Source organism: Methanoregula formicica SMSP (assembly GCF_000327485.1).
GTDB classification, from domain to species: Archaea; Halobacteriota; Methanomicrobia; order Methanomicrobiales; family Methanospirillaceae; genus Methanoregula; species Methanoregula formicica.
The window spans coordinates 1575100-1600419 of the sequence record NC_019943.1 but is presented as its reverse complement, the minus strand read 5'-3'; the positions used below and the strand labels follow the sequence as shown (position 1 = coordinate 1600419).

25 protein-coding genes and 1 tRNA gene are annotated in these 25320 nt (G+C 55.6%); 13 read left to right on the top strand and 13 right to left on the bottom strand.

Annotation, left to right across the window (positions count from 1 at the left end; all coding sequences use genetic code 11):
- Positions 1 to 151 precede the first annotated feature (151 nt).
- Positions 152 to 328 carry a hypothetical protein gene (locus METFOR_RS15570; protein ID WP_015285639.1) on the top strand — a complete coding sequence of 59 codons (177 nt, stop codon included), beginning with the start codon at positions 152 to 154 and terminating at the stop codon, positions 326 to 328.
- A 1060-nt stretch (positions 329 to 1388) separates the two neighbouring features.
- Here the strand turns inward: METFOR_RS15570 and METFOR_RS08105 are convergent.
- The 3 genes from METFOR_RS08105 to METFOR_RS08095 form a co-directional block, all read right to left on the bottom strand.
- Positions 1389 to 1462 (bottom strand) — tRNA-Thr (locus METFOR_RS08105).
- Between the two features lie 144 nt (positions 1463 to 1606).
- Positions 1607 to 2317: a sugar phosphate isomerase/epimerase family protein gene (locus METFOR_RS08100; RefSeq protein ID WP_015285638.1), complete on the bottom strand. Its 711-nt coding sequence runs from the start codon at positions 2315 to 2317 to the stop codon at positions 1607 to 1609.
- 377 nt (positions 2318 to 2694) lie between these two features.
- Positions 2695 to 3747, bottom strand: coding sequence for a mechanosensitive ion channel family protein (locus tag METFOR_RS08095; protein WP_015285637.1), 1053 nt, complete (start codon positions 3745 to 3747; stop codon positions 2695 to 2697).
- A gap of 46 nt (positions 3748 to 3793) precedes the next feature.
- Here METFOR_RS08095 and hypD point away from each other — a divergent pair, with 46 nt between their 5' ends.
- From hypD to METFOR_RS08065, 6 genes are all read left to right on the top strand, one after another.
- Positions 3794 to 4822 (top strand): hydrogenase formation protein HypD, encoded by a 1029-nt coding sequence (hypD, locus tag METFOR_RS08090; RefSeq protein ID WP_015285636.1) that lies wholly within the window; start codon positions 3794 to 3796, stop codon positions 4820 to 4822.
- 235 nt (positions 4823 to 5057) lie between these two features.
- Complete coding sequence (locus tag METFOR_RS08085) at positions 5058 to 5906, top strand: hypothetical protein (protein ID WP_048110888.1); 849 nt, start codon at positions 5058 to 5060, stop codon at positions 5904 to 5906.
- A 100-nt stretch (positions 5907 to 6006) separates the two neighbouring features.
- Entirely contained in the window at positions 6007 to 6708 is a 702-nt protein-coding gene (locus tag METFOR_RS08080; protein WP_015285634.1) for a CRISPR-associated endonuclease Cas6, read from the top strand.
- 86 nt (positions 6709 to 6794) lie between these two features.
- Positions 6795 to 7229, top strand: coding sequence for a GNAT family N-acetyltransferase (locus METFOR_RS08075; protein WP_015285633.1), 435 nt, complete (start codon positions 6795 to 6797; stop codon positions 7227 to 7229).
- Complete coding sequence (locus tag METFOR_RS08070; RefSeq protein WP_015285632.1) at positions 7226 to 7786, top strand: cysteine hydrolase family protein; 561 nt, start codon at positions 7226 to 7228, stop codon at positions 7784 to 7786. The genes METFOR_RS08075 and METFOR_RS08070 overlap by 4 nt, the downstream gene beginning before the upstream one ends.
- A gap of 7 nt (positions 7787 to 7793) precedes the next feature.
- Entirely contained in the window at positions 7794 to 8717 is a 924-nt protein-coding gene (locus METFOR_RS08065; protein ID WP_015285631.1) for a DMT family transporter, read from the top strand.
- Here the strand turns inward: METFOR_RS08065 and ade are convergent, their stop codons facing one another.
- Complete coding sequence (gene ade / locus METFOR_RS08060) at positions 8718 to 10385, bottom strand: adenine deaminase (RefSeq protein WP_015285630.1); 1668 nt, start codon at positions 10383 to 10385, stop codon at positions 8718 to 8720.
- 5 nt (positions 10386 to 10390) lie between these two features.
- Positions 10391 to 10753: a hypothetical protein gene (locus METFOR_RS08055; RefSeq protein ID WP_148277638.1), complete on the bottom strand. Its 363-nt coding sequence runs from the start codon at positions 10751 to 10753 to the stop codon at positions 10391 to 10393.
- A 217-nt stretch (positions 10754 to 10970) separates the two neighbouring features.
- Between METFOR_RS08055 and METFOR_RS08050 the strand changes: the two genes are divergently transcribed.
- From METFOR_RS08050 to METFOR_RS08030, 5 genes are all read left to right on the top strand, one after another.
- Complete coding sequence (locus tag METFOR_RS08050) at positions 10971 to 11936, top strand: ParA family protein (RefSeq protein ID WP_394295925.1); 966 nt, start codon at positions 10971 to 10973, stop codon at positions 11934 to 11936.
- Positions 11927 to 14290: a methyl-accepting chemotaxis protein gene (locus tag METFOR_RS08045; protein WP_015285627.1), complete on the top strand. Its 2364-nt coding sequence runs from the start codon at positions 11927 to 11929 to the stop codon at positions 14288 to 14290. Before METFOR_RS08050 ends, METFOR_RS08045 begins: the two co-directional genes overlap by 10 nt.
- A gap of 4 nt (positions 14291 to 14294) precedes the next feature.
- Positions 14295 to 14768, top strand: coding sequence for a chemotaxis protein CheW (locus METFOR_RS08040; RefSeq protein WP_015285626.1), 474 nt, complete (start codon positions 14295 to 14297; stop codon positions 14766 to 14768).
- A gap of 59 nt (positions 14769 to 14827) precedes the next feature.
- Positions 14828 to 17446 (top strand): methyl-accepting chemotaxis protein, encoded by a 2619-nt coding sequence (locus METFOR_RS08035; protein WP_233504374.1) that lies wholly within the window; start codon positions 14828 to 14830, stop codon positions 17444 to 17446.
- An 85-nt stretch (positions 17447 to 17531) separates the two neighbouring features.
- Entirely contained in the window at positions 17532 to 18326 is a 795-nt protein-coding gene (locus METFOR_RS08030; RefSeq protein ID WP_015285624.1) for a CheR family methyltransferase, read from the top strand.
- Between the two features lie 15 nt (positions 18327 to 18341).
- Here METFOR_RS08030 and METFOR_RS08025 read toward each other — a convergent pair whose 3' ends face one another.
- Positions 18342 to 18599 carry a hypothetical protein gene (locus METFOR_RS08025; RefSeq protein ID WP_148277637.1) on the bottom strand — a complete coding sequence of 86 codons (258 nt, stop codon included), beginning with the start codon at positions 18597 to 18599 and terminating at the stop codon, positions 18342 to 18344.
- Positions 18600 to 18764: 165 nt separating this feature from the next.
- On the opposite strand from METFOR_RS08025, the gene METFOR_RS08020 reads away from it, so the two are divergent.
- Positions 18765 to 19433, top strand: a complete 669-nt coding sequence (locus METFOR_RS08020) for a hypothetical protein (RefSeq protein WP_015285622.1) — start codon at positions 18765 to 18767, stop codon at positions 19431 to 19433.
- 56 nt (positions 19434 to 19489) lie between these two features.
- Here the strand turns inward: METFOR_RS08020 and METFOR_RS08015 are convergent, their stop codons facing one another.
- From METFOR_RS08015 to METFOR_RS07985, 7 genes are all read right to left on the bottom strand, one after another.
- The gene (locus METFOR_RS08015; protein WP_015285621.1) at positions 19490 to 19678 is read right to left on the bottom strand and encodes a hypothetical protein; all 189 of its coding nucleotides are present in this window, start codon (positions 19676 to 19678) and stop codon (positions 19490 to 19492) included.
- Between the two features lie 29 nt (positions 19679 to 19707).
- A complete protein-coding gene (locus METFOR_RS08010; RefSeq protein WP_015285620.1) occupies positions 19708 to 19959 on the bottom strand; it encodes a DUF7123 family protein in 252 nt (83 codons plus the stop codon).
- Between the two features lie 222 nt (positions 19960 to 20181).
- Entirely contained in the window at positions 20182 to 22032 is a 1851-nt protein-coding gene (locus METFOR_RS08005) for a DHH family phosphoesterase (RefSeq protein ID WP_015285619.1), read from the bottom strand.
- 171 nt (positions 22033 to 22203) lie between these two features.
- On the bottom strand, positions 22204 to 23142 hold the full coding sequence (gene rnz, locus METFOR_RS08000) for a ribonuclease Z (RefSeq protein ID WP_015285618.1): 939 nt from the start codon (positions 23140 to 23142) through the stop codon (positions 22204 to 22206).
- Positions 23143 to 23155: 13 nt separating this feature from the next.
- Entirely contained in the window at positions 23156 to 23932 is a 777-nt protein-coding gene (locus METFOR_RS07995) for a sugar phosphate isomerase/epimerase family protein (RefSeq protein ID WP_015285617.1), read from the bottom strand.
- Positions 23929 to 24477 (bottom strand): dephospho-CoA kinase, encoded by a 549-nt coding sequence (locus METFOR_RS07990; protein WP_015285616.1) that lies wholly within the window; start codon positions 24475 to 24477, stop codon positions 23929 to 23931. The genes METFOR_RS07995 and METFOR_RS07990 overlap by 4 nt, the downstream gene beginning before the upstream one ends.
- Positions 24431 to 25249 carry an anaerobic ribonucleoside-triphosphate reductase activating protein gene (locus METFOR_RS07985; protein WP_015285615.1) on the bottom strand — a complete coding sequence of 273 codons (819 nt, stop codon included), beginning with the start codon at positions 25247 to 25249 and terminating at the stop codon, positions 24431 to 24433. Before METFOR_RS07985 ends, METFOR_RS07990 begins: the two co-directional genes overlap by 47 nt.
- Positions 25250 to 25320: the final 71 nt, after the last annotated feature.

The window sequence follows — 25320 nt, the reverse complement described above, 5'->3', positions numbered from 1 at the left end:
CCGGATTGGTTTTTTTTAAATTTTGTAACAGAAAAATTTTCAAGTTTTTTTTGAAAATTCAGAACAATTTTTCCGGACACATTGCAGGACGTAATCACTTTCACGCTGCGCCCGGCCCGCGTTCAAATATCCATTCGCCAATTTTCTGTTCATGATGATGGATGTGGCAAGACCAGCGATCGCATCGGCCTATGATTACCGGCACCTCGACCGGATCCGGGAAAAATTCCATGAGGTGTTCGGCCGCGAGTGCACGCTCCGGGACGACGTTTTACTGAAGAGGTACAACCTGTCGCCGGATGGCGAGCTGATTATGTTCATCCGGTGAGGTTTCCCCTACTCCCATTCACTGATTCTCCGACGGAGATATCGTATCCTCCGTCGGTAAACCCCGGGTCAAAACCCCCTCCCGGTTCATTTCGCGTGCTCATGTCCAGAAACCCGGGCGATCCTTTGTACAAGAGAGTCTATATTGACATTTTTCCGGCCCCATAATGAGCCATTTCAGGGGATTACGCGATAAATTACGTGTATTTCAAAAAGAGTGTACTGCAATTCGCAAAAAAGTGCGATCCTCCAAAAATCGGTTTTCCAAAATGAGCCCGGATTCGAAAAAGGAGCGTTTTACGTGGAGATCAATTTCGCAGGAATTGTCTCTGGAGAAGAGTGCCCCGGAAGGGCAATCTTCGACGGGAGATTGGTTTTGCCCATTCTGTAACTGCCCCGGGCCGACATTCACCGATGTGGAGGCATCTTCGGGTTTAGGGATCCCTCATACGGGTAACCTTACCCGTCACAGGTATCCGACCTGTCACGGGTATTTTTGAAGAGGTGGATTTTGCACTATTAATATGGGGCAACATCCGAGTGGAGAATGTCGAGGGCCATCAGGTCCGGGACAGGAGAAGACCATACAGTCTTGGACCGAACGACGTATGTCGTTCTTCGACTGGTTCGGAAATGCAGTAATATATAGGGGGATTTGGTGGGGTATCAATGAGATAGATCATGAACCAGGGATATCAGGAGAATCTGCAAATTCGTCCAACAGTGAATGGGGGTTAGGAAAACTATCAGAGTTCACTTAAAAAAATTTTGCCGGACCCTGCTGAAAATTTTTTGAACGCAATAAAGATCGCGATCGCATTTGTGATCCGGATCAACCGGACATTGTGTGAATTTTTTTTGTTGGACTTTGATTGTGAAATGCTAAGCTCGTGCGAATGACAGGAAGCATACGCGCAAAACGAATCAAGCACTGCCTGATTCGCAGAAGTCATCAGGCTTCGAGGTTTCCGAACGACCCCGAACGGGTGGGATGCATCATAATGTCCTGAACAAAGAACAAGTGAGATGTACGAAACTGAATCAACTTCAAAATCAAAAAGAGCCTATGCCGAGATTTGAACTCGGGACTTCCTCCTTACCAAGGAGGCACACTGCCGGGCTGTGTCACATAGGCATACGACATCCGACGGAAGAGACTCCCGCACGGGTTGCCTAACTACGTTGTGGTTACTCCCTATAAAACATTGCGGAGAAGCCGGCGCATAAATTCGGGCATGCACCGCCGTATTCTCCGGTTCGCGGGGGATGATGGCGGGGATTACAGCGCATTGAGCCGGTCGATGCTCTTCTGCACGTCCTCGAACTTCTCGACCTCGATGATCGGTTCGATACCGGACTTCTTCACTGCGTTCATGACAACGGAAAAATCGATCGTCCCGTCGCCAACGGCCCTGTGCGAATCGGCATCGCCCGCATTGTCGTGCAGGTGGTAATGCGCTGCGGGGTATTCCAGGAACCCGTCAAGGCAGTGCATCTGGTGCGCATGCCCGACATCGAGCGCGAACAGGGAGTTGCCGATGAGCGGGAGTTCGTCCGGCACTTTTAAGAGAAAGTATTCCCAGTTTCCCATGTTCTCGATGAAGAACGGGACCGAGAATTCGCGGGAGAGGACAGTCAGGTCATCGATCGAGCGCTCCAGCTGCCGGCAGGCCTTGTCCCGTTCCTCGGCCCACGCAAAATAGCCCGGGTGGACAACAATGCCGGCATTAACTTCAGCCGCGATCTTCATGCACTGCGCCATCACCTCAATGCTTGCCCGCCGGATAGGTTCGAGCAGGCTCGCGATGTTCGTGCCCCGGCAGGGCGTGTGGATGGAGAAGCGGTGGTCGTAGGAGAGCAGCGGTTCAGCGGAGTGCAGGTAATGGAGCCCCTCGTCCATCACCTCAATCCGGTCGGTAAATTCGGAGATCTGTTCCAGCGCGTTTTCGAGCGGGAACTGGTGGAGACAGAATGTTGAAACCCCGAACATAATGAGTGATCACGCGGCAACGGACATAAAACGTGCGGGTTGGAATTTTAAGCCGTGCTGAACGCATTGGGTCCCGGTTCAATGCTACCTGCTCGTGAAAAAGAAGGGACAAAATTTACTCTGTAGAACACCCGTGTGGGATAGTGTCAGATACGGAGGGAGCCACGGGCGCTCGGGGTCTGTCGACCCTCGTCCCGCGAAGATTCCTTTGGATTCTTCTGCGTCCTCGTGGTCCTGTTGGACCATTCGGACTCCCCCTCTGGGGACCGACCGCAGGGAGGTCGGGAAGACTACGGAGCATTCTTTGAGGAGAGAGGGGGTCACACTCGCAATTCCACGGAGTGTGTTGTGAGGAGGATTTTTACAGAGCCAAAAAATTATTTCTTCAAATGCACATCCATCTGCGGGAACGGGATCTCGATTCCTTCCTCCGCGAACCGCTCGGCAATGCGGGTATTGAGTACGTCCTTCACTTCATCCGGGACATTGTACTTCTTCATCCAGACACGGAGGATGAAGTTCAGGCTGGATTCGGCAAACTCAGTGAAGAAGACCGTGGGCTTCGGGTCTTCGAGGAGATATTCCGTGTTGCGGATTGCCTCGCGTGCAATCTCGAGCAGGATTGCCTTGACCCGTTTCGGGTCGGTGCCGTACGCAACCGAGACCGGTATGGTGAGACGGAGTTTCTCGTCCGGCTCCGAGTAGTTCACGATGACGTTTGTCGTTATCTTATTGTTGGGCAGGGTCACGACCTGGTAATCAAGGGTTTTGATCCGGGTGCTGCGGGTACCGACCGATATGACATCCCCGTAATAATCATCGATCTTGACCCGGTCCCCGACCTTGAACGGCTTGTCGACCTTGATAATTGCCCCGCCAAAGAAGTTGGAGATGAAGTCCTGGGCCGCGAGCGCAACGGCGATACCTGCGATACCCGCACCGGCCAGGAACGGGGTGATATCGATGTTGAAGACCTTGAGGACTGCCATGATGGCGGCAAACCAGATGACATACTTGACCACCAGTTCCAAAAGATCGATGAGCCGGTCGTCAAGATCCGTTTCGGATTTCCCGGCAAGGATCCGCCCGTACGTGGCGATGATATCGTGGAGGAGCGAGGAGACGATCCAGGCGCTGATGAGAATATAAAAGGAGGTGACATACGCCGGGTTGAGGAGGAACTTCGCATTCTCCGGGAGGATATCAAACCAGATCACGGCGAAATATATCGAAACTACGACAATGGTGATCTGGACTGGTAGACCGAGGGCGGCAATGAGGATGTCGTCCCACTTGGTATCGGTCTCTTCGGCTTTCGACTCCAGCCACTTGACAAATGCCCGCACAAAAAAAGCGATGATTATTCCGGCGAGGATTGTGAGTGCTGCGTAGATATAGTTCAGTTCGAGTCCTGCGAATTCGAGCACCATATACGTACACTTATGTGATTTTACAGTTAATACTTCCGGGACATTTATGGCGACGGGAAAGGAGATTGCAGACACGCTGCACGACATGGTTGACCGGGAGATGACTTTCATGCATATCTGCGGCACGCACGAGGCCGCGATCGCCCGGACCGGTCTCCGGAGCCTGCTCCCGGAACAGCTGAAGATCGTCATGGGGCCCGGCTGCCCGGTCTGCATCACGCCGCAGGGCGAGATCGATGCAGCGCTCGACCTTGTCGACAAGGACTGCATCATCGCAACGTACGGCGATCTTCTCCGCGTGCCCGGGACCCGGGGCTCGCTTGAGTCCTGCGGCGGCGATGTCCGGGTTGTGCAGGGCGTCCACAAGGCGGTCGAGATCGCGCAGAAGACCGACAGGGAGGTTGTCTTCATCTCGGTGGGCTTTGAGACCACGGCCCCCACCGTTGCTGCAACGATCCTGACAAAACCCCCAAAAAACTTCTCGATCCTTTCCTGTCACCGCATTGTCCCGCCCGCCATGAAATGGCTCCTTGACCAGGGCGAGGCAAAGCTGCACGGGTTCATGCTCCCCGGCCATGTCTGCACGGTGATGGGGTACGAGGAGTACGAGGCGTTTCCCGTGCCGCAGGTCGTTGCCGGCTTCGAGGCCGAGGACATCCTCTTAGGCCTGCTGATGCTCGTGAAGCAGGTGAAAGAGGGGACGCACCGGGTTGACAATGCCTACCCGCGTGCTGTCAGCCGCGAAGGAAACGTCAAGGCGAAGAAGCTGATGTACGAGGTCTTCGAGCCGTCCGATGTTGAGTGGCGGGGCTTCCCGGTTATTCCCGGGTCAGGGCTCCGGCTCAAAAAAGAGTTCGAGCAGTACGATGCGCAGAAGAAGTTCGGCATTGTCTTTAAGCACGTGAGCAAGCACACGGCGTGCATCTGCGACCGGGTGCTCCGTGGGCTTGCCACTCCTTCGGACTGCAAACTGTTTGGGAAGATCTGCTCTCCCCGTACTCCGGTGGGCCCGTGCATGGTCAGCCACGAGGGCGCCTGCAAGATCTGGCACATGTACCAGGCAAAGAAGGCGTGAATTTTTGCTTTACCAGTTTTTGATGAAGAGGAGATATTAGATAATATTTTATATCCGGTTATTGGCAAGAAGTATCAGAAAAATCACGTCTGACATCTATGGGGGGATTTTGCACTCTTAATACCAGTTACTGTCACCCCTAAACAAAACAGATTTATCGCGCCATACACAAGAGTCATGACACGTGTCACCCATCAAAAAAATTCCGGTGAACCCGATAAACAGGTCATTACTCGTGGCAGTTTTTTTCCTTGCAATGGCTCTCGCGATCGCGGCCGGTTGCACAGCACCGGCCGGAACGGACAATGCCAGTGAAGACATATCGTCCGTCCCCGTCACCAGCGCGGCATTGTACCGGGCCACCATCAACCAGCCCGATGCTCTGTCCGGCTTCGTGAAGATGGACACGGACATCTATAACAGCGGAGAAGTGGTTGAGTTCACGGTAATTAATGACGGCAGCGGGACGCTGATCTGTGCCGGGAACCCCCCGGCGTTTTCCGTGATAACGCAGACCCCCGGGGGAACCTGGAGCACGAAGATGGGTTCCGGCCAGCCGGACCGGGCCGCAGGTTCTGCGCTTGCTCCGGGTGCGTCGACCCGCCGGTATACCTTCGTCACCACCGGCTGGGAACCGGGCCGGTACCGGATCGTGCATGACTGCGGGATCGAGCGCGAGTTCCTTGTGCGTGCCCTGCCACCAGCAACGCTCCCGGTGACTTCCTCATTGACACCCGTGCCGGATGCCTGTCCGGAGACCAACACGACAACCACTGCGCCGTGGATCGCAATCGCTGAAATCGGGAGGCCGGTTGCCTACCAGCCTTTCACGATCCGTGGGACAACAAATCTCCCCGCGGGAGAGGAGCTGGTGTACACGATCTTTGCCGTCGGGGAGGGGGATGCCGGCGTCAGCCTTGACAACCAGGGATCGTTCCGGACAACCGTTATCGAAGGAACGTGCGGCACCAACACGTGGGAAGCGCATGGCGAGATCCAGGCAACCGGTGAATTCGCCATCGGGATCATGGGAACAGACAAAACCCCCTCCGCAATCCGGAAATTCACGGTGATTCCGGAATAATTACCGGTTTTTCCCATTTTTCCTATTTTTCCCATTGTGTATCCGGGGAGCAGGTAATCCCTTATTTCCACCTACATCCCTCTTGTATGTGAATACCCGCATGAACCTCCCCACCTTCACGCTGTTTCTTGATCCCGTTCACCCGCCTGAGTTCACCCTCCCGGAGTTCCGGGCATCTCTTGCCCGCGATCTCGCGGAGCACCCGGCATCGGCACCCGGTGCAGCTCATGACGGGCAGATCCTTTACCGGTATCCTGCGATCCTGTGCAAACAGCTCAAAAACAATCTGGCGGTGATCGGAATTTGCCAGGGGGCCCGGTTCCTTCGACAACTGGCTGATAACAATGCGGAAATACTGTCGGAAAATAATTCCTGCAGGATTGTTTCGCGGGATCCGGAGATTCACAATGAAGAGTTCGGGATCACCGGCCGGATGTATGCGTATGAGATCCTCATCCCGTATCTTGCCCTCAACCAGCAGAACGCAAAAAAATTCTATGGCCTGAAAGGGAAGCCTGCACGGGACGCATTCATGCAGAAGATCCTCACCGGTCACCTGAACACCCTGGCAAAATCCCTTGACTATTCCTTAAGCGAGCCCATCACCTGCACAGCCCGTGTCCGCTTCATCCAGGAGCGGATCGATCGCGAGAACAGGATTGTCTTTCTTGGAAAATTCACGACAAATCTCTGCATCCCGGATTACCTGGGGATAGGCCAGTCGGTCTCTTCCGGTTACGGCACGATCCGGAAGATCTGCGCGATGGAAGAACCGCATCAGGACCCTGCAACAATCCCGTGAGCCCGAACCTGGTTGTGATCAGGGCCGCATTCCCACATGATCATGCTCCGCCCGCTCCGGAAGGAAGATATCCCGGCCATCAAATCATGGCCGCCGTATCCCCCGGAATTTGCCTGCTTGACTACTCGCTCCGTGACAGCGGCTGGCTCGATGAATATGGCGGGCGCAAGGGAACGGAGATTCTTGTTGCAGAAGACAGGGACGGGATGATCGGTTTCTCTCTCCTGGCAAGAAAGGACGGTGGCAGCGCAGAGTTCCGGATCGCCCTCCACCCGCACCGGCCCGGTCAGGGTCTGGGAAGGCCTGTCGCGATCCTGGTGCCCGCGCACGGCTTTTCCGATGCGGCCTGTGAGAAGATCATCCTGCTCGTGAGAAAGAATAATCCCCGGGCACAGCGATTGTACGAATCACTCCGGTTCTCTCCCTGCGGCGAATGCACGGAACTGGTGAACGGCGAACAGGTCTCATTCCCGCAAATGGAGATCGACAGGAAAACCTTCGAAGGTGTGATGAAACCATGAGCGAAGCATTGCTGGTCATCGATGTGCAGAACGAATATTTCACCGGAAAACTGCCGGTCACGTACCCGCACGGGAGCATTGTCACCATCCTGCAGGCAATGGATGCTGCGCATGCGGCCCGCATGCCGGTTATCGTTATCCGGCATTCAAACCGGGCAGCCGGTGCTGCAACGTTTGTTCCCGGGACCCCCGGATGGGAGCTCCACCCTGAGGTAAAGAAGCGCCCGCATGATGTCCTGATAGAGAAGACCCTGCCCGGCAGCTTTACCGGGACAAACCTCGAAGCATGGCTGAAGCAGCACAAGATCACCACGGTTACGATTGCCGGCTACATGACGCAGATGTGCTGCGACACGACTGCCCGTCAGGCATTCCACCATGGCTACACGGTAAACTTTTTATCAGATGCAACCGGGACCCTTGCCATCACGAACAGCGCGGGCTCAGTCCGCGCTGAGGAGCTCCACCGCGCAATCCTCGTTACCCAGCAGATGCGGTTCTCGCAGGTGATGAATACCGTGGAATGGATACAGTCGCTCTCGCTCTTCCTATCGTGACCGGCCTATGTTCTGGGCACTTCTCTCCGGTATCGGCGCCTGTGCCGATGCCGGATATTATATTGTCAATAAAAAGTTCCTCCGGTCCGTAGACCCCGATCTGCTTGCAGCATCGGGATTCTTGTTCACCTCTCTCTTTCTTCTTTCCACCTCCTTCTGCCGCGGCATTCCCCCGCTCGGTCCCGACTTTGCCATGGCGGTCACTGCCACGGTCGCCATCAACATCATCGGCACAACACTCGCGTTTCGTGCCCTGAAGTCCACGGACATCTCGCTTGCGGTCCCGATGCTCTCGTTCACCCCGCTCTTCCTGATCGTGACAGCAGCCGTGATGCTTCACGAGATCCCATCCGTTATCGGCATTGGCGGGATCCTCATCCTGGTCTCCGGCTCGTATGTCCTCAACACGGCCGCTGAACACGAGAGTCTCCTTGACCCGTTCCGTTCCATGCTCTCCCATCCCGGGATCTTCTCCATGCTCGTGGTCTCGTTCCTGTATGCGATCTCTCTCGGTTTTGACAAGATGATCGTGCTGAACTCGGACACGATATTCGGGTCCGGGATGGTTTTCCTCCTTCTGGGGAGTGCGTTTTCTGCAATCCATTGCCTGAAACGGTGGCGTGGCCGTTTGCCGGAACACGGTGTCGAAAACAATAGCTCTCAGTTGGGCGGGATTCGGATCTTCAGCGGGTCACGCGGGTTGCTCATAGCCGGGATCATCATCGGGGTTTTACTGACCCTTGAGGCGATGGTCATCAACGCAGCATATCTTGTCCAGATCGTGCCCTATGTGAGCGCAATCAAACGGACGAGCATCCTGATCACGGTGCTGTACGGGACCATGGTCATCCGCGAGGAAGAGGTGTTCCGGAGAGTGGCGGGTGCAGTCCTGATGCTCTGCGGGGTTGTCCTGATCCTCTTCTTCCCGTGATTATGCATCAAACAGCGGGACGTCCCGGAACGCAACGCCATCGAAGACGCCCCTGTCCGTGACCCGGAGGGCAGGGATTACCGTGAGCGCGAGGAACGAGAGGTACATGAACGGGTTGTCGATCCCGCCAATCCTGTCGGTTGTTTTGTGCAGCGCTTTCAGCCGGTCCGCAACCTCATTGTAGGGAAGCGTTGACATCAGGCCTGCACAGTCAAGCGGGAGCACCGTCATCTCGTTTCCACAGGCGGCAACCATGCCGCCCTGTGAACGGACAACCTCGCGTAGTGCCTGCAGGATTGCATCGTCGCTGGTGCCGGTTGCAACGATATTGTGCGCATCATGGGAGATACTGCACGCAATCGCGCCGTCCCAGAACCCGAAGCCATGCACCAGGCCGAGGCCCGGGGGCGCGTTGTGGTACCGGTTGCAGACAACCACCTTCTGGATATCCTGCTTCCGGTCCGGAATGCCTGCGGCACTGCACTGATACGTGAGCGCCTCCGTGACGATCTGGCCAGGCACGAGCCCGATCACCCGTGCCCTGCCGCTGCCGGAAACCTGAATCGCTTCCGGTTGCGGTGGCCTGCAGCGGATGGACGGAGGGAACGGTGCAGCGGGGACCGGTGCGGCGGCTGTCACTGCAGTTCCATTTCGGAAAACTTCTTGTACGACAAACTTCTCCGGATCATCGATCATGCAGAAGTCCGCCCGCCGCCCGGGGGAGAGCGCCCCGCGGTCATGGAGGCCGAAACGCTCAGCAGGCGAGAGCGTGGCCATACGGATGGCTAGTTCCGGCATGAGGCCGCAGACAACAGCCTTCCGGATACACCGGTCAATGTGACCGTCCTCCATGAGCAGGTCGGCGTGGCAGTCGTCGGTGGCAAAGCAGCAGCGCGATACAGTTTTTTCAGTAACGAGCGGGAGGAGAGCCTCGATATTCTTCTCGGTCGAACCTTCCCGGACAAAGATGTACATGCCGTTCCTGAGTTTCTCTTCCGCTTCTGCAAACGTCGTGCACTCGTGGTCGCTCTGGAGACCGGCAAGAATATACGCGTTGAGGTCCTTTCCGGAGAGCATCGGGGCGTGCCCGTCGCGGATGCCTGCAAGCGCGATTTTTTCTCCAACCCCGGGATCAGCAGAAAGGACGCCGGGGAAGTTCATCATCTCGCCAAGGCCGAGAATGCCTTCCCTGCCCACGAACTGCCGGAGGCTTCCGGCATCCAGCACGGCCCCGCCCACATCAGCGGGTGTTGCCGGCACACAGGAAGGGAGCATGTACAGGATGTCAACCGCTGCGCCTTCCCGTGCCGCGAGCATATACTCAAGGCCCTTCTCACCAGCAATGTTTGCGATCTCGTGAGGGTCGGCAATAACCGTACCGGTGCCGTGGAGTGCGACAAGGCGGGCATACTCGGAAGGCCTAAGCAGCGAGCTCTCGATGTGGACATGGGCATCGATCAGGCCGGGGACAAGGTACTTCCCCGAGCAGTTCCGGGTCTTGTTTCCTTCATAATCGCCAGTCCCGAGAACGATCCCGTCCTTCACTGCCAGAGTACCCTCGTCCCACGAACAGGTGAACGGGTTGAAAATCGTTGCGTCCTCAAAGATCACATCCGCAGGTCCCATGCCCCGGGCTGCATCGATAACAGGTTTACAAAAAGGCGTCATGGAAATCACACGGTTATATCACGGATTACGGCTGTCTTCCGGTCATTGTCTCCCAGGACATAGACAAAAAGCTTGTAGGACCCGGGCGGGAGTTCCTTGGAAATGGTGACCAGCGTGTCGCCTTGTGAGAGCGAGACCGGTGTGCTGAGCATCGTATAGAATTCCTGGCTCATGGAGTCGATCCTGTATACGGTGACCTGCACGGTGAGGTCTGCCGGTTCTCCGGTATGGCTGATGGTTGTCCTGAGGGTGTGGTTCTCGTACCAGGTGTTGCCCACCGTTGTTGAGGTGCATCCGGAACAGAAGGAGAGGGAAATTATGAACAGTGCGAAGACTCCTGCTGTTACGAAATGCATTCGTCCGGACATCAAGCAGATGTAACGCGTGCAACCATAAAAACCCTGCCGGAACGGAGATCGGCATCCAGTGACGGCTTGAGGAACGCCATGGCGGGTGTTTTTTTTATCCCCGTACATCATCTGATGGCATCACGTACGAATGGATGAGAATGCCGTTTGTGCCTGTATTGTGTCTGAATCTTTCAATGAAAATGAAAATTCCCGTAATATTCAAAATAAGTGCATTATGTTAATGTACGAACGACCCATCTTATTAAATACTTTAATACACAGAAATTCCATCCAAGGTGATATTATTACCGTAATTGCCTTTTCCCATCATAAGGGCGGTACCGGCAAGACGACAAGCTGTCTGAACATTGCCGGCTTCCTGGTACAGGCCGGGAAAAAGGTGCTTGTTATTGATTGTGACCCCCAGGCAAATGCCACTGTCGGTCTCGGGTTCAGCCCGAAAACCCTTGGGAAGAACATCTATGATGTGTTCTTAAGCGGTTTTGAGGATTTCCCGAAAACGGGTCTTTTTGAGATCATCCAGACAACCCCCTCCGGCATCGATCTTGCGCCTTCCAGCCTCGATCTGGTCGGAGCAGACCCGTTCCTCTACCGCATGGAGCACCGGGCGGAAATCTTAAAGAATGCAATTGCGACGGTGAAAGACCGCTACGATTTCATCCTTGTGGATACGCCCCCGAGTCTGGGACAACTTGTCATCAACGGTCTTTTTGCCGCTGATCATGTTATTGTCACCTTGGATTCCGGAACTTTTGCGCTTGAAGGAGTATCAACGCTCTCGACCATTTTCGGGGACATGAAAGAAGACCTGGGAAGGGAGATTATTCCTGACATGGCTGTAGTGACCCGCTGGGGCGAACAGGGAAACCCTGAAAAGCCCGGCGCCGAACAACCTGATGAGAAGGATATTTTCAGCCGGTTGCGGGATCTTTTTTACAAGAAACCGGAACCAACGCCCGAAGAGATCCGGGCACGGGAAGAACAGGAGACTGAACACGAGCGGCTGCTCTCCATTCGTGCAGAAGTGAAGCGGCTGTTCCGGACTGTGTATATCGTACCGTACTCTCCCCAGATTTACGAGGCGCAGAAGCGGGGACTCCCGATCTCGCAGTATGCGCCGGAGAGTGCTGCCGGTAGTGTTTACAAGAACATCACAGAAGAGGTGATGAGATGGAGTTAGAAGAATTTGAAAGAATACTGACCAAAGCCCGTGACGGGGATTTCTCTGTTCGTGTTGATGAATACAAGGTTTCTTCTGAATACCGTTCCCTTGCCAAGCTGCTGAATGGCACGCTGGAGAAGGCAGAATTCAGTGACACTCTGAGACGCCGTGCTGATCTGATGATCAAGCACAATCCCATGGCTATCGCTATCCTTAAAAAAGATAAGTCGAGGATCGCGATCAACAAGATGTATGAAAAGATGTGGGAAGGAACTCACGATGAGCTGATGAAGAAGAAGCTCTACGATTTTGATATTAAAATCCTTTCCGGGGAAGACTTCTATGCCTGTTTCACGACAAAGAAACTCTCTATCACCGAATGTTTTGTCAAGTTCCCCAATGGGAAGCAGAAATACCTGACGCTCTACGCGCTGCCGGTCCTCGACAAGAACGGGGACATTGACGGAGCTTTCTATATCTGGGCGGACTACACCGAGCTTCACGAAAAAATCGAGGCTGCCCAGGAAGCGGAACGCAGGGTCAACGCGATGATCCAGGACAACCCGCTCGCAATCGCCGTCTTACGAAAGGACAAGAGCCGGATCTCCATCAACAAGCAATACGAGATTGCCTGGTGCGGAACACACGAGGAACTGATGAAGAAGAAGCTGTATGACTTCGATATCACGGTCCTCTCAGGAGAGCACTTCTATGCCTGTTTCGAGACCAAGAAACTCGCGGTTACCGAGGCCCTCGTCAAGTTCCCGGATGGCGTGAAGAAATACCTCACGCTCTATGCAATCCCGATCCTTGACGAAAAGGGTGACATTGATGGTGCGTTCTACGTGTGGGTGGACTACACAGACCTCCACGAGAAGATGGATGCAGTCAAGGCAATGGAGTACCGCGTTGACAGCATGATCCAGAACAACCCGCTCGCAATCGCCGTCTTACGAAAGGACAAGAGCCGGATCTCTATCAACAAGCAGTACGAGATCGCCTGGGAGGGGACCCACGAGGAGCTGATGAAGAAGAAGCTGTATGACTTCGACATCAAGGTCCTCTCCGGGGAAGATTTCTATGCCTGCTTCACCACAAAGAAACTCGCGATCACCGAAGCGCTGGTAACGTTCCCCGGCGGCAAGAAGAAGTACCTGACCCTCAATGCAATCCCGATCCTCGACCAGCAGGGCGAACTGGACGGTGCGTTCTACGTGTGGGTGGACTATACTGATGCGCACACCAAGATGGAGGAGATCCAGAAATTAATGGACAACTCCAAGGAGGCGCAGGAAGCCCTTGCCGCCAGTGCAACCGAGCTGGGTAAGTCACTGACGCTCATGGCCCAGGGAGATCTATGCGTCCGCACAAATATCCTTGAAGGCGATCCGCTTGCACAACTCAAGGATGACTTCAACAAGGCGATCGAGTCCATCCAGCCGGTCATGCTGGAGCTTGAGAAGGCTGCTACCCAGATGAAGGTCACGACCGACGACACGAGCAAGAGCACGCAGGAGATCTCCAAGTCTACCGAACAGGTAGCCATCCAGTCCCAGAAGTCCACGGACGGCGCCAAGAAGCAGATGGAAGAGATCGAGCGGATCAGCAAGGACGTGTCCGACCTCTCGGCATCCATTGAGGAGATTGCCAGCACTTCGCACACCCTCATGGAGCACGCGGGCAAGGCAGCATCTGAAGGCAACACGGCAGCAGAACTCGGCAAGGTAGCGACCGGCAAGATGCAGGTTGTCGAGAAGATCTCCGGTGAGAGCGTGAACGAGATCACGGCGCTCAACGAACAGATGAAGAAGATCTCTGACATCGTCAAGATGATCGCCGACATCTCCAGCCAGACAAACCTGCTTGCCCTCAACGCGGCAATCGAAGCCGCACGTGCGGGCGAACACGGCCGGGGCTTTGCGGTTGTTGCCGGAGAAGTTCGGAACCTTGCGGGCGAGTCCAAGTCTGCAACCGGCAAGATCGAGGAACTGATCAACACCATCCAGGCAAGTTCCAACAAGACCGCTGCGGCCATCAACAGCTCCTACAAGGAGATCCAGGCAGGCATCGAGAGCGTGAACAAGACCGTGGAAGCTCTCAACCGGATCACCGCGGAGTCCAACATTGTGGCGCAGGGTGTCAACGAGATCACGAAGGCGACCGAGGCACAGGCCGAGGCAACGACCCGCGTGATGCAGGGAATGGAAGAGACAAACACCATCACACGGGAGAACCAGGAGCGGATGGAAGATATGGCCGCACTCGCAGAAGAAACCAGCGCGTCAACCGAAGAGATCGCGAGCGCGTCGTCAGAACTGGCCAACATGGCCGAGACCCTGAAGACGAAGATGGGCGCTTTCAAGCTGAGGTAGGACGATGGCATCTACCATCGATATTGTCGAGTTCGAGCTGGGCGGCGAGCGGTACGCACTCGATATCCAGCTGGCTAGGGAGATCGTGGAGATGATCCCTATCACTCCTATTCCCCGGGCACCGGCATACATCTCCGGCGTCATCAACCTCCGTGGTGAAATAACGAACATCATGAACCTGAACACCCTGCTCGGCCTGCCCGACCAGGAGGTCAGGACCAACCAGAAGATCATCGTTCTCGTACCGGAAGCGACCGGAGGGAGCAATGTCGGGATTATTGTGGATGATGTGAGCAGTGTCATCCAGGTATCGGAATCCGATGTCGACAAGGTCGGCGAAGGGTTCGGCTCTGACAGTTCGGCCTTTGTCAAGGGGATCATCAAAATGAAAACAGAGGAAGCGGTAGCTGATACCAAGAAGAACCTGATCATCTGGATTGACATGGAGAAAGTCATAAGGGATCTTGTAGAGAAGTAGAATGTGTTGATGTGCATGCGATCACCGGCGGTTTTTAAAGAATACGCGGAGGAATGAAATTGTCTGAACGACCTGGAAGGAAAGCATTGTTCAGCGGTGCCGGGGCACCGCCGGTACCGGCAGTACCTGCTGCGCCTGTTGCACCTGCAACCACCTCAACGGAGGAGATCGCAGCCCACGTCCGCCAGCTGAACGAGGAGATAGCATCCGCTCTGTCATCAGCGGTTGCCGGCAGGAGAGCAGGCCCGCTGGATGCGATGAAATTCGGTACGGAATATGCCTCGCTGATCGGCGCGATCAATGCAACGTTCGAAAAGCTGGAGACGGCGCGCACAATTCCGGAACCTGTTGTTGTTGAAAAACCTGTTCCGGAAGGGATAAGCAGGGAGGCTGAAGGCATCATCACGGATCTCAAACACCGCCTTGAACTCATGGTCGAGCGCAACCCGGTGCCGATGCTCGTTTCCACCCCGTCGTTCTCGATCACCGAGGCAAACGATGCGTTTCTCCAGATGAGCGGGATGAGGCGGGACGACCTGTTGAATACGAGCCTGTCGCGTTTTACCCTCATCTCCCAGTCCGGCGAAGGTGCCAAGGTTGCCTTACAAGAGCGGCGCCGTTCATTCGGGGAAGTCACGATCGATCTCCCCTCGGGACGACACATCCTCGAACAGTACTGCATCCCGGTTGTTGCGGACGATGGTGCGGTCACCTCCCTTCTCTTCGTCTATAACGAGGTCACTGCCCAGAGGAAGAAGAATACCGAGATCGAGCAGCTCAGGCACCGTTCGGAGACGATCGTCCAGCAGAACCCGATGCCGATCATCCTTGTCGACAAGACATTCCACATTAGGGTTGTCAACGATGCCTATGTGACCCTCAGCGGGATGTCGCGGAGCGATCTTCTGAAAAAGACGCTCCACGACTTCAAGGTGCTGGAGCAGTCGGGCGAGGGACTGAAGCGTGTCATCACCGAACACCACCGCTCGAAAGGCGAGGTGCTGGTGGAGTTCCCCTCAGGGATTAAGAGGCTCCAGCAGTACGGCATACCTATCACGGATGGTTCCGGTGAGATAACGAGCATCCTCATCGTGTACAACGACATCACGGAAGAGCGCAAAAAACTCGACGAGATTCATGCGCTCGTTGCAGAGCAGGAGAAGACAAAGGCGGAGATCCAGAAGAACATGGCGGAGGTCGCTGTCTTACAGCAGCGTTCCGATACCATTGTCCGGCAGAACCCGATGCCCATGATGCTGATGAACCCGGAGTTCAAAATCATCTTGGTCAACGATGCCTATGTCACAATGACCGGAGTTTCAAAGGATGAACTCCTGCGGCTGAATGCCAGGGACTTCAAGATCGACAGCCAGAAAGGCGAAGGGCTGAAGAAAGTCCTCACCGAGAAGAAACGCAGTTTCGGTGAGATCTCGATAAAATTTCCGTCAGGAGCCCATATCCTCGAACAGTACGGTATACCGATCCTTGATGCAAGCGGCAACCTGTCAACCATCCTGTGCGTGTACAATGATGTCACCCGCCAGCGCGAGCAGGAGAAGCAGATCAACAGGATGATGGACGAGGCAAAGTCCAATGCGGAACTCCTGACAGTCAGCGCATCCGAGCTGCAGACCGCACTTGCAAAGATTGCCGACGGGGATCTCACCCACCGGGTCAGCATTGATGAAGCGGATCCGCTCGCCCGGCTCAAAGTTGATTACAACTCATCAGCCGGTGCCATCCAGAGAGTACTTGGAAGCCTTGCCGATGCGGTCAGCAAGCTCGACATCACGATCCGCGACACCATCAAGAGCACCGAAGAGATTGCAAAAGCCACCGAGCAGGTCGCGATCTCCAGCCAGAAGTCCACCGACAGCGCGAAAGCGCAGCTGGGCGGCGTTGAGAAGATCTCAACCGATATCACCGAGATCTCAGCATCCATCGAGCAGATTGCAAGCACCTCTCACGATGTCATGAGCCATGCCGAGAAAGCCTCAAGGGAGGGAGAAGAAGCTGCAGGTATCGGGAAGGTTGCGACCGGCAAGATGCAGATCGTGGAGAAGATCTCCAAGCAGAGTGTCGATGAGATCACCAAACTCAACGAGCAGATGCAGGAGATCTCCAAGATCGTCAACCTCATCACGGACATCGCCAACCAGACGAACCTGCTGGCCCTCAATGCTGCCATCGAGGCTGCCCGGGCCGGGGAACACGGCAGGGGTTTTGCCGTTGTTGCCGGTGAAGTGAAGAACCTTGCCGGGGAGTCCAAGAAGGCGAGCAACCAGATTGAGACCCTCATCCGCTCAATCCAGGCCCAGAGCGAGCAGACCGCAGCATCGATGCAGGAATCCTTCGAGGAGATCAAGGGCGGTATCGAGAGCGTGAACATGACCGTCGAGTCGTTGAACCGGATTGTTTCCGAGGCCTCGATCGTTTCTGCGGGTGTCGGAGAGATCACGCGGGCCACCGAGGACCAGGCAAAGGCAACAAACCAGCTGATGTCCGGCATCGAGTCATTCCGCACCATCACGAGCGAGAACCAGCAGCGCATGGAGGATATGGCTGCCCTTGCCGAAGAGACCAGTGCTTCCACCGAGGAGATTGCCAGCGCATCAGCCGAACTTTCGGCAATGGCAGAGCACTGCAGGACAGAGATGGGGCAGTTCCGGGTCAAGTGACCCGGGCCTCCCACCGTCACCCTGATAATTATTTAACACAGGCAGACACCATTTTACGATACCACAAAGGTACTGAGGAGAACCGATGGATGGCTTTGACCTCTTAAAGCGCTATATCGAGCAAACCCTGAAGATCCAGTGCGGGAACTACAAAGAAGATTACATCAAGCGCCGTCTCCTCTCGCGGATGCGGTCGACCAATGCCGCAGATTACAACGAATACCTCAGGTACCTCAAGGCAAACCCGCCGGAACTGGAGGTTCTCAGGAAGGCGCTCACCATCAATGTGACGGAGTTCTTCCGGGATGGCGATGTGTACGATGTCTTACGTAAGGAAGTTCTCCCGAACCTCTTCGCAAAGCGCAAACGGCTTCGGATCTGGTGTGCCGGGTGCTCGACCGGTGAAGAACCCTACTCGATTGCCATGATCATCCACGAGATGATGGCACAGAACAAGGAACTTTCCGGCCAGATCTTTGCAACGGATATCGACAAAGTTGTGCTCGCGAAAGCGCAGGAAGGAATCTACACTCAGAAGGCGATGGCCAAGTTATCGGAGAGCCAGATCCACCGGCATTTCACGAAGCTCGCTGACGGGAACTACCAGGTGAAGGATCATCTCAAGGAACTCATCCGTTTCCGGCCGCATGACCTGATGAGCGGCACCCCGATATCCCGGTGGCTTGACCTCATCACCTGCAGGAATGTCACCATCTACTTTACCGAGAAACAGAAGGACGATCTGGCCCGGCTCTTCCACGGGGCGCTCGTCAGCGACGGGTATTATATCATGGGCAAGACCGAGTATCTCGGGAGACAGGTGGAGAACCTGTTCGTTGCGAAAAATTCCGTCCAGAAAGTCTTTGTCAAGAAAGAATAATCCCCGGGACAGGGATCATTCTTTCTTCTCTTCTTCTGTTCCCCCTGCTCCTCTCTGGAAACTGCTTGTCAGGCTCCGCTGCAGTTCTTTTCGTGCAGCATGGGTCTTGAGCTGGTTCATCACCGTCACAAAATTCAGGCCGATAATAATGAGGACAAGGAGCAGGCTGACCCAGAGCATCACTCCCTGTGACGAGAGGAACGCTGCCCAGAGAAGGACAACAAAGGAGATGAGGTAAAAGACCACCCATGTGCGAAGCCCGGGCAACTCCATGTACATCCATTTTCCCGGCGAGGATATAATCCATACGGAGTACGGATCCCAAAAATACCGCTGGCAGTGATAGTGTTTTGGCCCACTCCGGGAACATATCTCCAGGACAACTTTCTCCGCATATGTTCCGTCACGTTTTTTTTCTTTTGGGCCCAACAACATCCTGTGGAGAAAGGAGATCTTTTCACCCTTATCGGCGGAGTCATCCTGGTCTTTGTCATCGCCCTGGTCTTAAACCCTCATTACCTCTCGGGTTTGCCCGGGACTGGGGGAAAACAGCCCCTTACTCCTGTCCCGGCTGTGGTCTCCACGGTCCAGGATACGCACGTTCTTCCGATCACTGCGGCGCCTCCGCTCACGGTTGCGGTTACCGTGATCCCCACAGCTGAACCGACCGTTGCCCCGCCGTACCGGCTCTTTTACAACAGCAGCCCGTTCTCCTATCCCCGGTTCAAGATGCCAGATAACATCTATATCTATGGCGCCGGGGATATCCCGTTCCGCGGACGCGAGATGGTGACCTTTGCCTACATCAACGAGTCAAGGGGGGGACTGACCCAGAGGTTCAGTGTTCCCTATCCGGTCTGGTCCCTGAATGCAACGGTAACGGCCGAGCGGACGCCCCAGTACGGGAACTTCAAGATGGTTCTCTGTTATGCGAACAATGGTACGGTCATCGATGGCATGGAGATCCTGAACCGGGGATCGATGACCCGGGTTATCCAGACCTACGGGGTGGACGTGTACATGATCATAACGACTGCGTATATAGACAGTTACCAGATCGATCTGGAAACGCCGCGGGACTATTATATCCAGTACACTAATCGGTAACCTTCAGTAACAGTGCTTTTTGGGATAGTCAGGATCCCTCCCGGAACACCCGGAGGTCAGAGTTTTTCAACCGTGATCCGGACCCGGTCCCCGTTTTTCAGGAAATGCCCTTTCGGGATATCGATGTTGAACCAGAGTGCTGCCGGATTATCCTGGTTTGAGTCCTGGGACATCAGGCAGTCCTTGTGTTCATTGATGTTTGCAATAAACTCGATTGCGGATTCAAATTCCAGTACTTTGGTCATGATAAAAGGAGAGATGGGTGTTCACTGACCTAGATGGCACGCGAGGTGACCATCCAGGTAGTGCTGTTCGAGTAGCTCCACCGGATAATATCCAGTTCCTTACAGATCTCGGCAAGGATTGCCATGTTGGTACCCACTTCCTTGGGCGAGAGGCCAAGGTCTTTTGCAATGTATTTCGATTTGAAATAGTGCTTGCCCTTGGTGATGCCCGAGTTGAGGTACGTCACGATCTTGTGCTGGGTCTCGTTGTACGTCTCACGTAATTTCTTAGTGGTTGACATGTTGTGCCTCAGCATTAAAAACTCATATAGATCAACTGCTATATATATATATACCTAATTCTCTTGACAAAAATGCGGTCTTCTTTTTTTCACCCGGCTGAAATTTCGACCAGAAAGATTATATTTCGCCCGACATGGGCGTGGTTTTTCAAAGATTGCTGATACGCGCGTCTTCTGTCTTTCCGGATAAAATCCATTGAGATCCCAAAAAGGTGAAGGGGTTTATTTTGGTGCCTGGACCTGGGCATCGGCTATCTTTGTGATGAGTGCCTCAAGGACAACATCGCGCATGCCCTCAACGAACTTTATGCTGCCCACGACAAGGTGCCCGCCCCCGCTGATGCCGCCTCCCGGGATCTCGACACGGAGTTCACGTACCATGCGGGGAATGTTCATGAGAACGCCCCGGGACCTGAGGACGGCAAAGTCGGGACCAAAGCCGATCGTGATAACCGGTTTTCCTGCATGCTCCCGGCAGAGCCGGTCGTGCACCTCGCCGCTGGTCTTGCCCGGGGGCGGGAAGGTAAACTTGTGCGCATGGATCTCGACATCGATGAGGAAGAGGCGGGCGTCGTTTTTCAGGACACGGGGAACAACATGGGGCATGCAGGCGCTCATCTGGTCCTCGATCATGGTGTTTGCACCGTCAACGAGCAGGGCAACGAGCTTCTTGTGGCGCTCGGTTTTGCCCGTGATGTTTAAGATGTCCTTGATGATCTCCCGGCCGTCATTGAACCGGAGCCAGAACTGCTCGTAATCAAGGGCAAGGGCGATGTCCCTGCAGGCCTCTTCGGGGTACTGGTCGCGGACAAGGTCAAGGAAGAGGACACGCTCCGGTGCCTCGCTCCGGTCGCCGACACCGGCAATGGCCGGGAGGTGGCGGATCAGGGGTTCGACTTTCGGGTTGATCAGCCGTGCAACTTCTGTCCCCAGCATCCCTGCCGTGATCCCGAAATCCCCGCCAACATGGTACGGGTTGACATGGGCGACCAGGTACTTGTCGATGGTTGTATCGGGATGGTGGTGGTCGATGACCACGAAGGGGATCTCGTATACGCTCGCGATCTTGTACGAGGGCTCATCCTCTTCGGTTGAACCGTTGTCGGTCAGGAGGACGAGCGGCATCTTCTGGCCGAACCGGACATGGTCCTTTAACGAGAAGTCGAGGTCGCGGGTGATGTCCTCGATCTCGTAGAACGGGGCCTTTGACGGTGCCCGCTTGAAGAGGAAGTAGTCGGCATCGAAGTCGCCGCCAGACTCCCGGATGAGCGAGACAACGGCCTGCTCTATCGCGACCGCGGAGCAGATGCCGTCAGCGTCGGCATGGTGCCGGAGGATGATAGGCTGGGAGGTGAAGACGGCTTTCCGGATGATCTTTGCGACCTTTTTCATGTCGGGACGGAGTTTCTCCAGGACCTCGCTCTTCACAAGGAGCGGGATGTCTTCCGGCTCGGAGCGCTTGTCGAGTGCCTGCTCGATCCGTGTTTTCACCGCGTCCGCGTCTTCCCCTTTGAGCGCGGATATGAGATCCGCCTCGATCTGGAGCTGGTTGTTTCTCCGCATCACTTCCCCGATGACCTTGACGATGTGACCGAGTTCGATCTCCGGGAATGCCCGCACGCCAGCCTCGATGAATGCAGCTGCGTTCTGGGTTCCGGTCTCATCAACGATGGTGAAGATGGTCGGTCCGCTGGTCTGCTTGATCTGGGCAACTTCGCCTTCGATGGCAACGGTCTTTCCGATCTTTCCGGCAAGATCCGCAATCCGGACGGTCGTGGACTTCCGTTCGATGTTCTGCACCTGGTAGACCTGGATCTGCACCTCTTCAAGGTCGATGTTGCCATTGGGGCGGATCTGACGGACCCGGACAAGGATCGAATCGCGTTCCTTGTGTTCGGCCTTCATGTTGCTCTTGTGGACAAGTCCTTTGATCCGGTCGTTCAGCTGGACGAACATCCCGAAGTTGGCAAAGCCCTGGACCTTTCCCTGGTACACGTTCCCTTCCTCAATGTCGGCAAGGTCGCAGCCTGCGCCAAGCCGGTACACGAGGATATCATCACTGGTATTAGACATGGTTCTCTCTCACCACACACGACGTACGGAAAAATGGTTGCGATTATGGTATGGATCGTCAACGCTCCGCGAAATGGTTGATATGATATCAATGGGTGCCTGAAAGGTTAATTTACTTGTTATCAGGATAAGGGAAAATCTGTAAAAGAATTTTTTACGGAATGCGTTGTTTCAGTCCCGGAACGGGACCTCGATCATGTCCAGGTCATTGGGAACAACAATGGTGCCGGCATACCTGCTCCGCGCTTCGGTGACATGAGTCTTGGCATCCGGGTACCGTGAGCTGGTGTGGATGAGGACGAGCGTGCCGGCATTGAGCGCTGTTGCGGCCTCGCCGGCCTGGGCAGCGGTGGCGTGGTAAAACTCGGCAGCCCGTGCGGACTCCGCCTCGTCATAGGTTGCATCGTGGATGAGAAGATCGGCATTGGCAGCGACGTCTGCAATGGTCTCGTGGATGGCGCGGGTGTCCCCCGTATAGACGATCTTCCGTCCCGGCCTCTGCGGGCCCATGACCTGGTCCGGCCTGACTTCCGTACTTGTCTCCCCGGCTTTTACGGTTACCGTCTCCCCCCGCTGGAGTTTCCCGAACAGCGGGCCCGGGGGCACGCCAAGGGCGATGGCCTGCTCGCGGTCGAACCGTCCCGGCCGCGGATCCTCTTCGAGAATGTAGCCAAGCGTGGGCATGCCATGGGAAGCGGCGAACGCGGTGACGGTATACCCTTCGAAGCGCACCCAGGATCCGGGAGCCAGCTCAACCGATTCCATCGGGAACTTCAGGTTGAAGCGTGCAACATGCCGGAGGGTCCTGACGAACTCGTGCACCCAGTCCGGGCCATAGATGGTCAGTGGCTCGGTCCGGCCGTTGAAGGACATGGTCTGGACAAGGCCGAAGATCCCGAGGAAATGGTCCGCATGCCAGTGGGTGACAAAGATGGCATTCACGGTGAACCCGCACCGGGCCCGCATCATCTGCTGCTGGGCACCTTCCCCGCAGTCGAAGAGGAGCGTATCGGAGCCCCGCCGCACCATGATGCAGGGCGGGTTGCGCGAAGGCGTGGGAAGGGCACCGGCCGTCCCGAGGAAATAGACCTGCAGGGTCTCGCCGCTCATGTGGCAACCCCCGTCACGCGAACTCCCTCCTGTAGACGGCAAGGCTCTTTTTTGCCTCCTCGATCGAGCGTCCCTCAATCACGATCCGTTTTCCCTTGTATCCGGAAGCGATTGCCCGGCCGGTACTCTTCCAGTCGATTGTCCCGTCGCCAAGGGCAAGGTGTTCGTCGGTCACGCCATGGTTGTCATGGATGTGGATATGGTCAGCCCGGTCTACGTACCGGAGGAACTCGCCGACCTTTCCTACGGTGTTTGCGTGCCCGAAGTCAAAGGTCATGCCAATCCCGTCAATCCCTTCGGTCATACCAATCAGTTCCTCGGGGAACCGGCAGAGGAACTCCTTGTAACTGATCATATTCTCGAGGCAGGCAAGCACCCCGTGTTCGCAGGCGCACTTCCCGATCTCGCGGAGTGCCTCCTTCTGGAGCGCCCACACCTTCTCCGGCATCATCTTACCGACCGGTGAGATGTACCCGGGATGGACGGTGACGCGATCGGTCAGCGGGGCAGCGTGCCTGATGCAGGTCTTGATCTGCCGGACCGACTCCCTCCAGATGGGGTCGTTGAGGGTGGCGAGGTTCAGGTCGCCATACGGGGCATGGACGGATGCCAGGAGCCGGGTGGTGGACAGGACATCCTGCACGTTCCGGAAGGAGTCCGGGTTCTCCAGCCGGTAATTGCCGTCGCTGACGATCTCCCAGCCGTCGAAGCCCGTCTCTTCGATCCCGTAGACCCATGCAATGTCTTCCCAGACCTTTGCTGATGAGGAGAAGAAGAGTTTTGCGTTCACGGATCACCCCGCAGTTCTCCGAGAAGGTGCTTCACATCCCGTTCGAACTCCTCCAGGGTTCCCTCGTTCCTGATCCGGATATCGGCCTGTTCCAGGGCTTTGCCAAGACCCCACCCCAGTTCCCGCTGGTCGCGGTTTTTGAGCGCATCAGCTGTCGTGAAATCGTCGGAGCGGGCCCGGGCAGCGATCCGATCGAGGCGCTTTTCAAACGGCGACTCGATGCTGATTAAGGTAAAGCCTTCGAAGTATTTCCGGAACAGGGCAACTTCGGTATCCCCCCGGATGCCATCCACCAGGGCGAGGGGTGCATTGAGCCGGCGGATCTCCGGGACGCAGAGCTGGGCGATGGCGTCCATGCCCCGCTCGGCCCGGAGACGGTTTGCCGTTGCCCCGAAGTTTGTATCGTTCGGTTCGAGTCCGGCCTCGCGGACGGCCTTCCTTATCATGTCACCCATGACGATGACCGGGATCCCCGCTTCCTGCGCTATCCGGGAGAATTCACCTTTTCCGCTTGCCGGCATTCCTACGACGCCAATCACTTTCATACGATATCTCCCCGATCTCCCGTGTCCGTATCCGCACTGTCCGCCCCAGTTCATCGGCGATAGCCTTGAGCTCAGGTAAGGTCAGGGGCGGATGGTTGTCCTGTAGTGTTCGACGTTTACAGATATATTCCCCATTGGTCATGTCCGGTGCGGTCTTTTGCATTCGGATGATCTTATGCTCTCCCTGCTGGAGGACGAGCGGGGTGGTCCCGATCTCCGCCGAGATTTTTTTGATGTAATCGGCATTCTCGTAGAATGCGGTGATGACAACCTCGAATTCAAAGAGAGGATTATCCCGTGCAGCGCTTTTGCAGAGACTGATGGATTGTTTTAAGCATTTCTCATAATTCTCGGCAGGCATGGAACTGTATCCTCCCTGCAGGCCGGAGAACCCCTCCCACCGCGTCTTGTAATCGATGGCAACGCGGTCCAGGAGTTTTTCTTGGAAGAGGCTCTCCAGAGTCCCCGGGAAGAGGCCGTTTGTCTGGAGGCCAACCTTCAGGTTCCGTGACCGGGCATGACGGGCAATCTCGACAACGGCCTCCTTCTGGAGCGTGGGCTCGCCACCGGAAATGACGATACCACTCACGAAGGGGGCGGACCCGTCAATCATCTCCCGGATCTCGTCCATTTCCCTGAGATCCTGCCCGGTCTGGATGGCTTCGTTCTGGCAGTAGGAGCACCGCAGGGGGCATCCCCGCAGAAAGACCGTGCAGACTGCCCGGCCCCGCCAGTCGATTGTCGAGATGGGGACAAAGCCGCCGAAGTTCACCCTGATACTATCACCGTGCCGGAATATTTATTGCCGGGGTTATTTGAGTGTATTGAGCTTGTCGATGAATG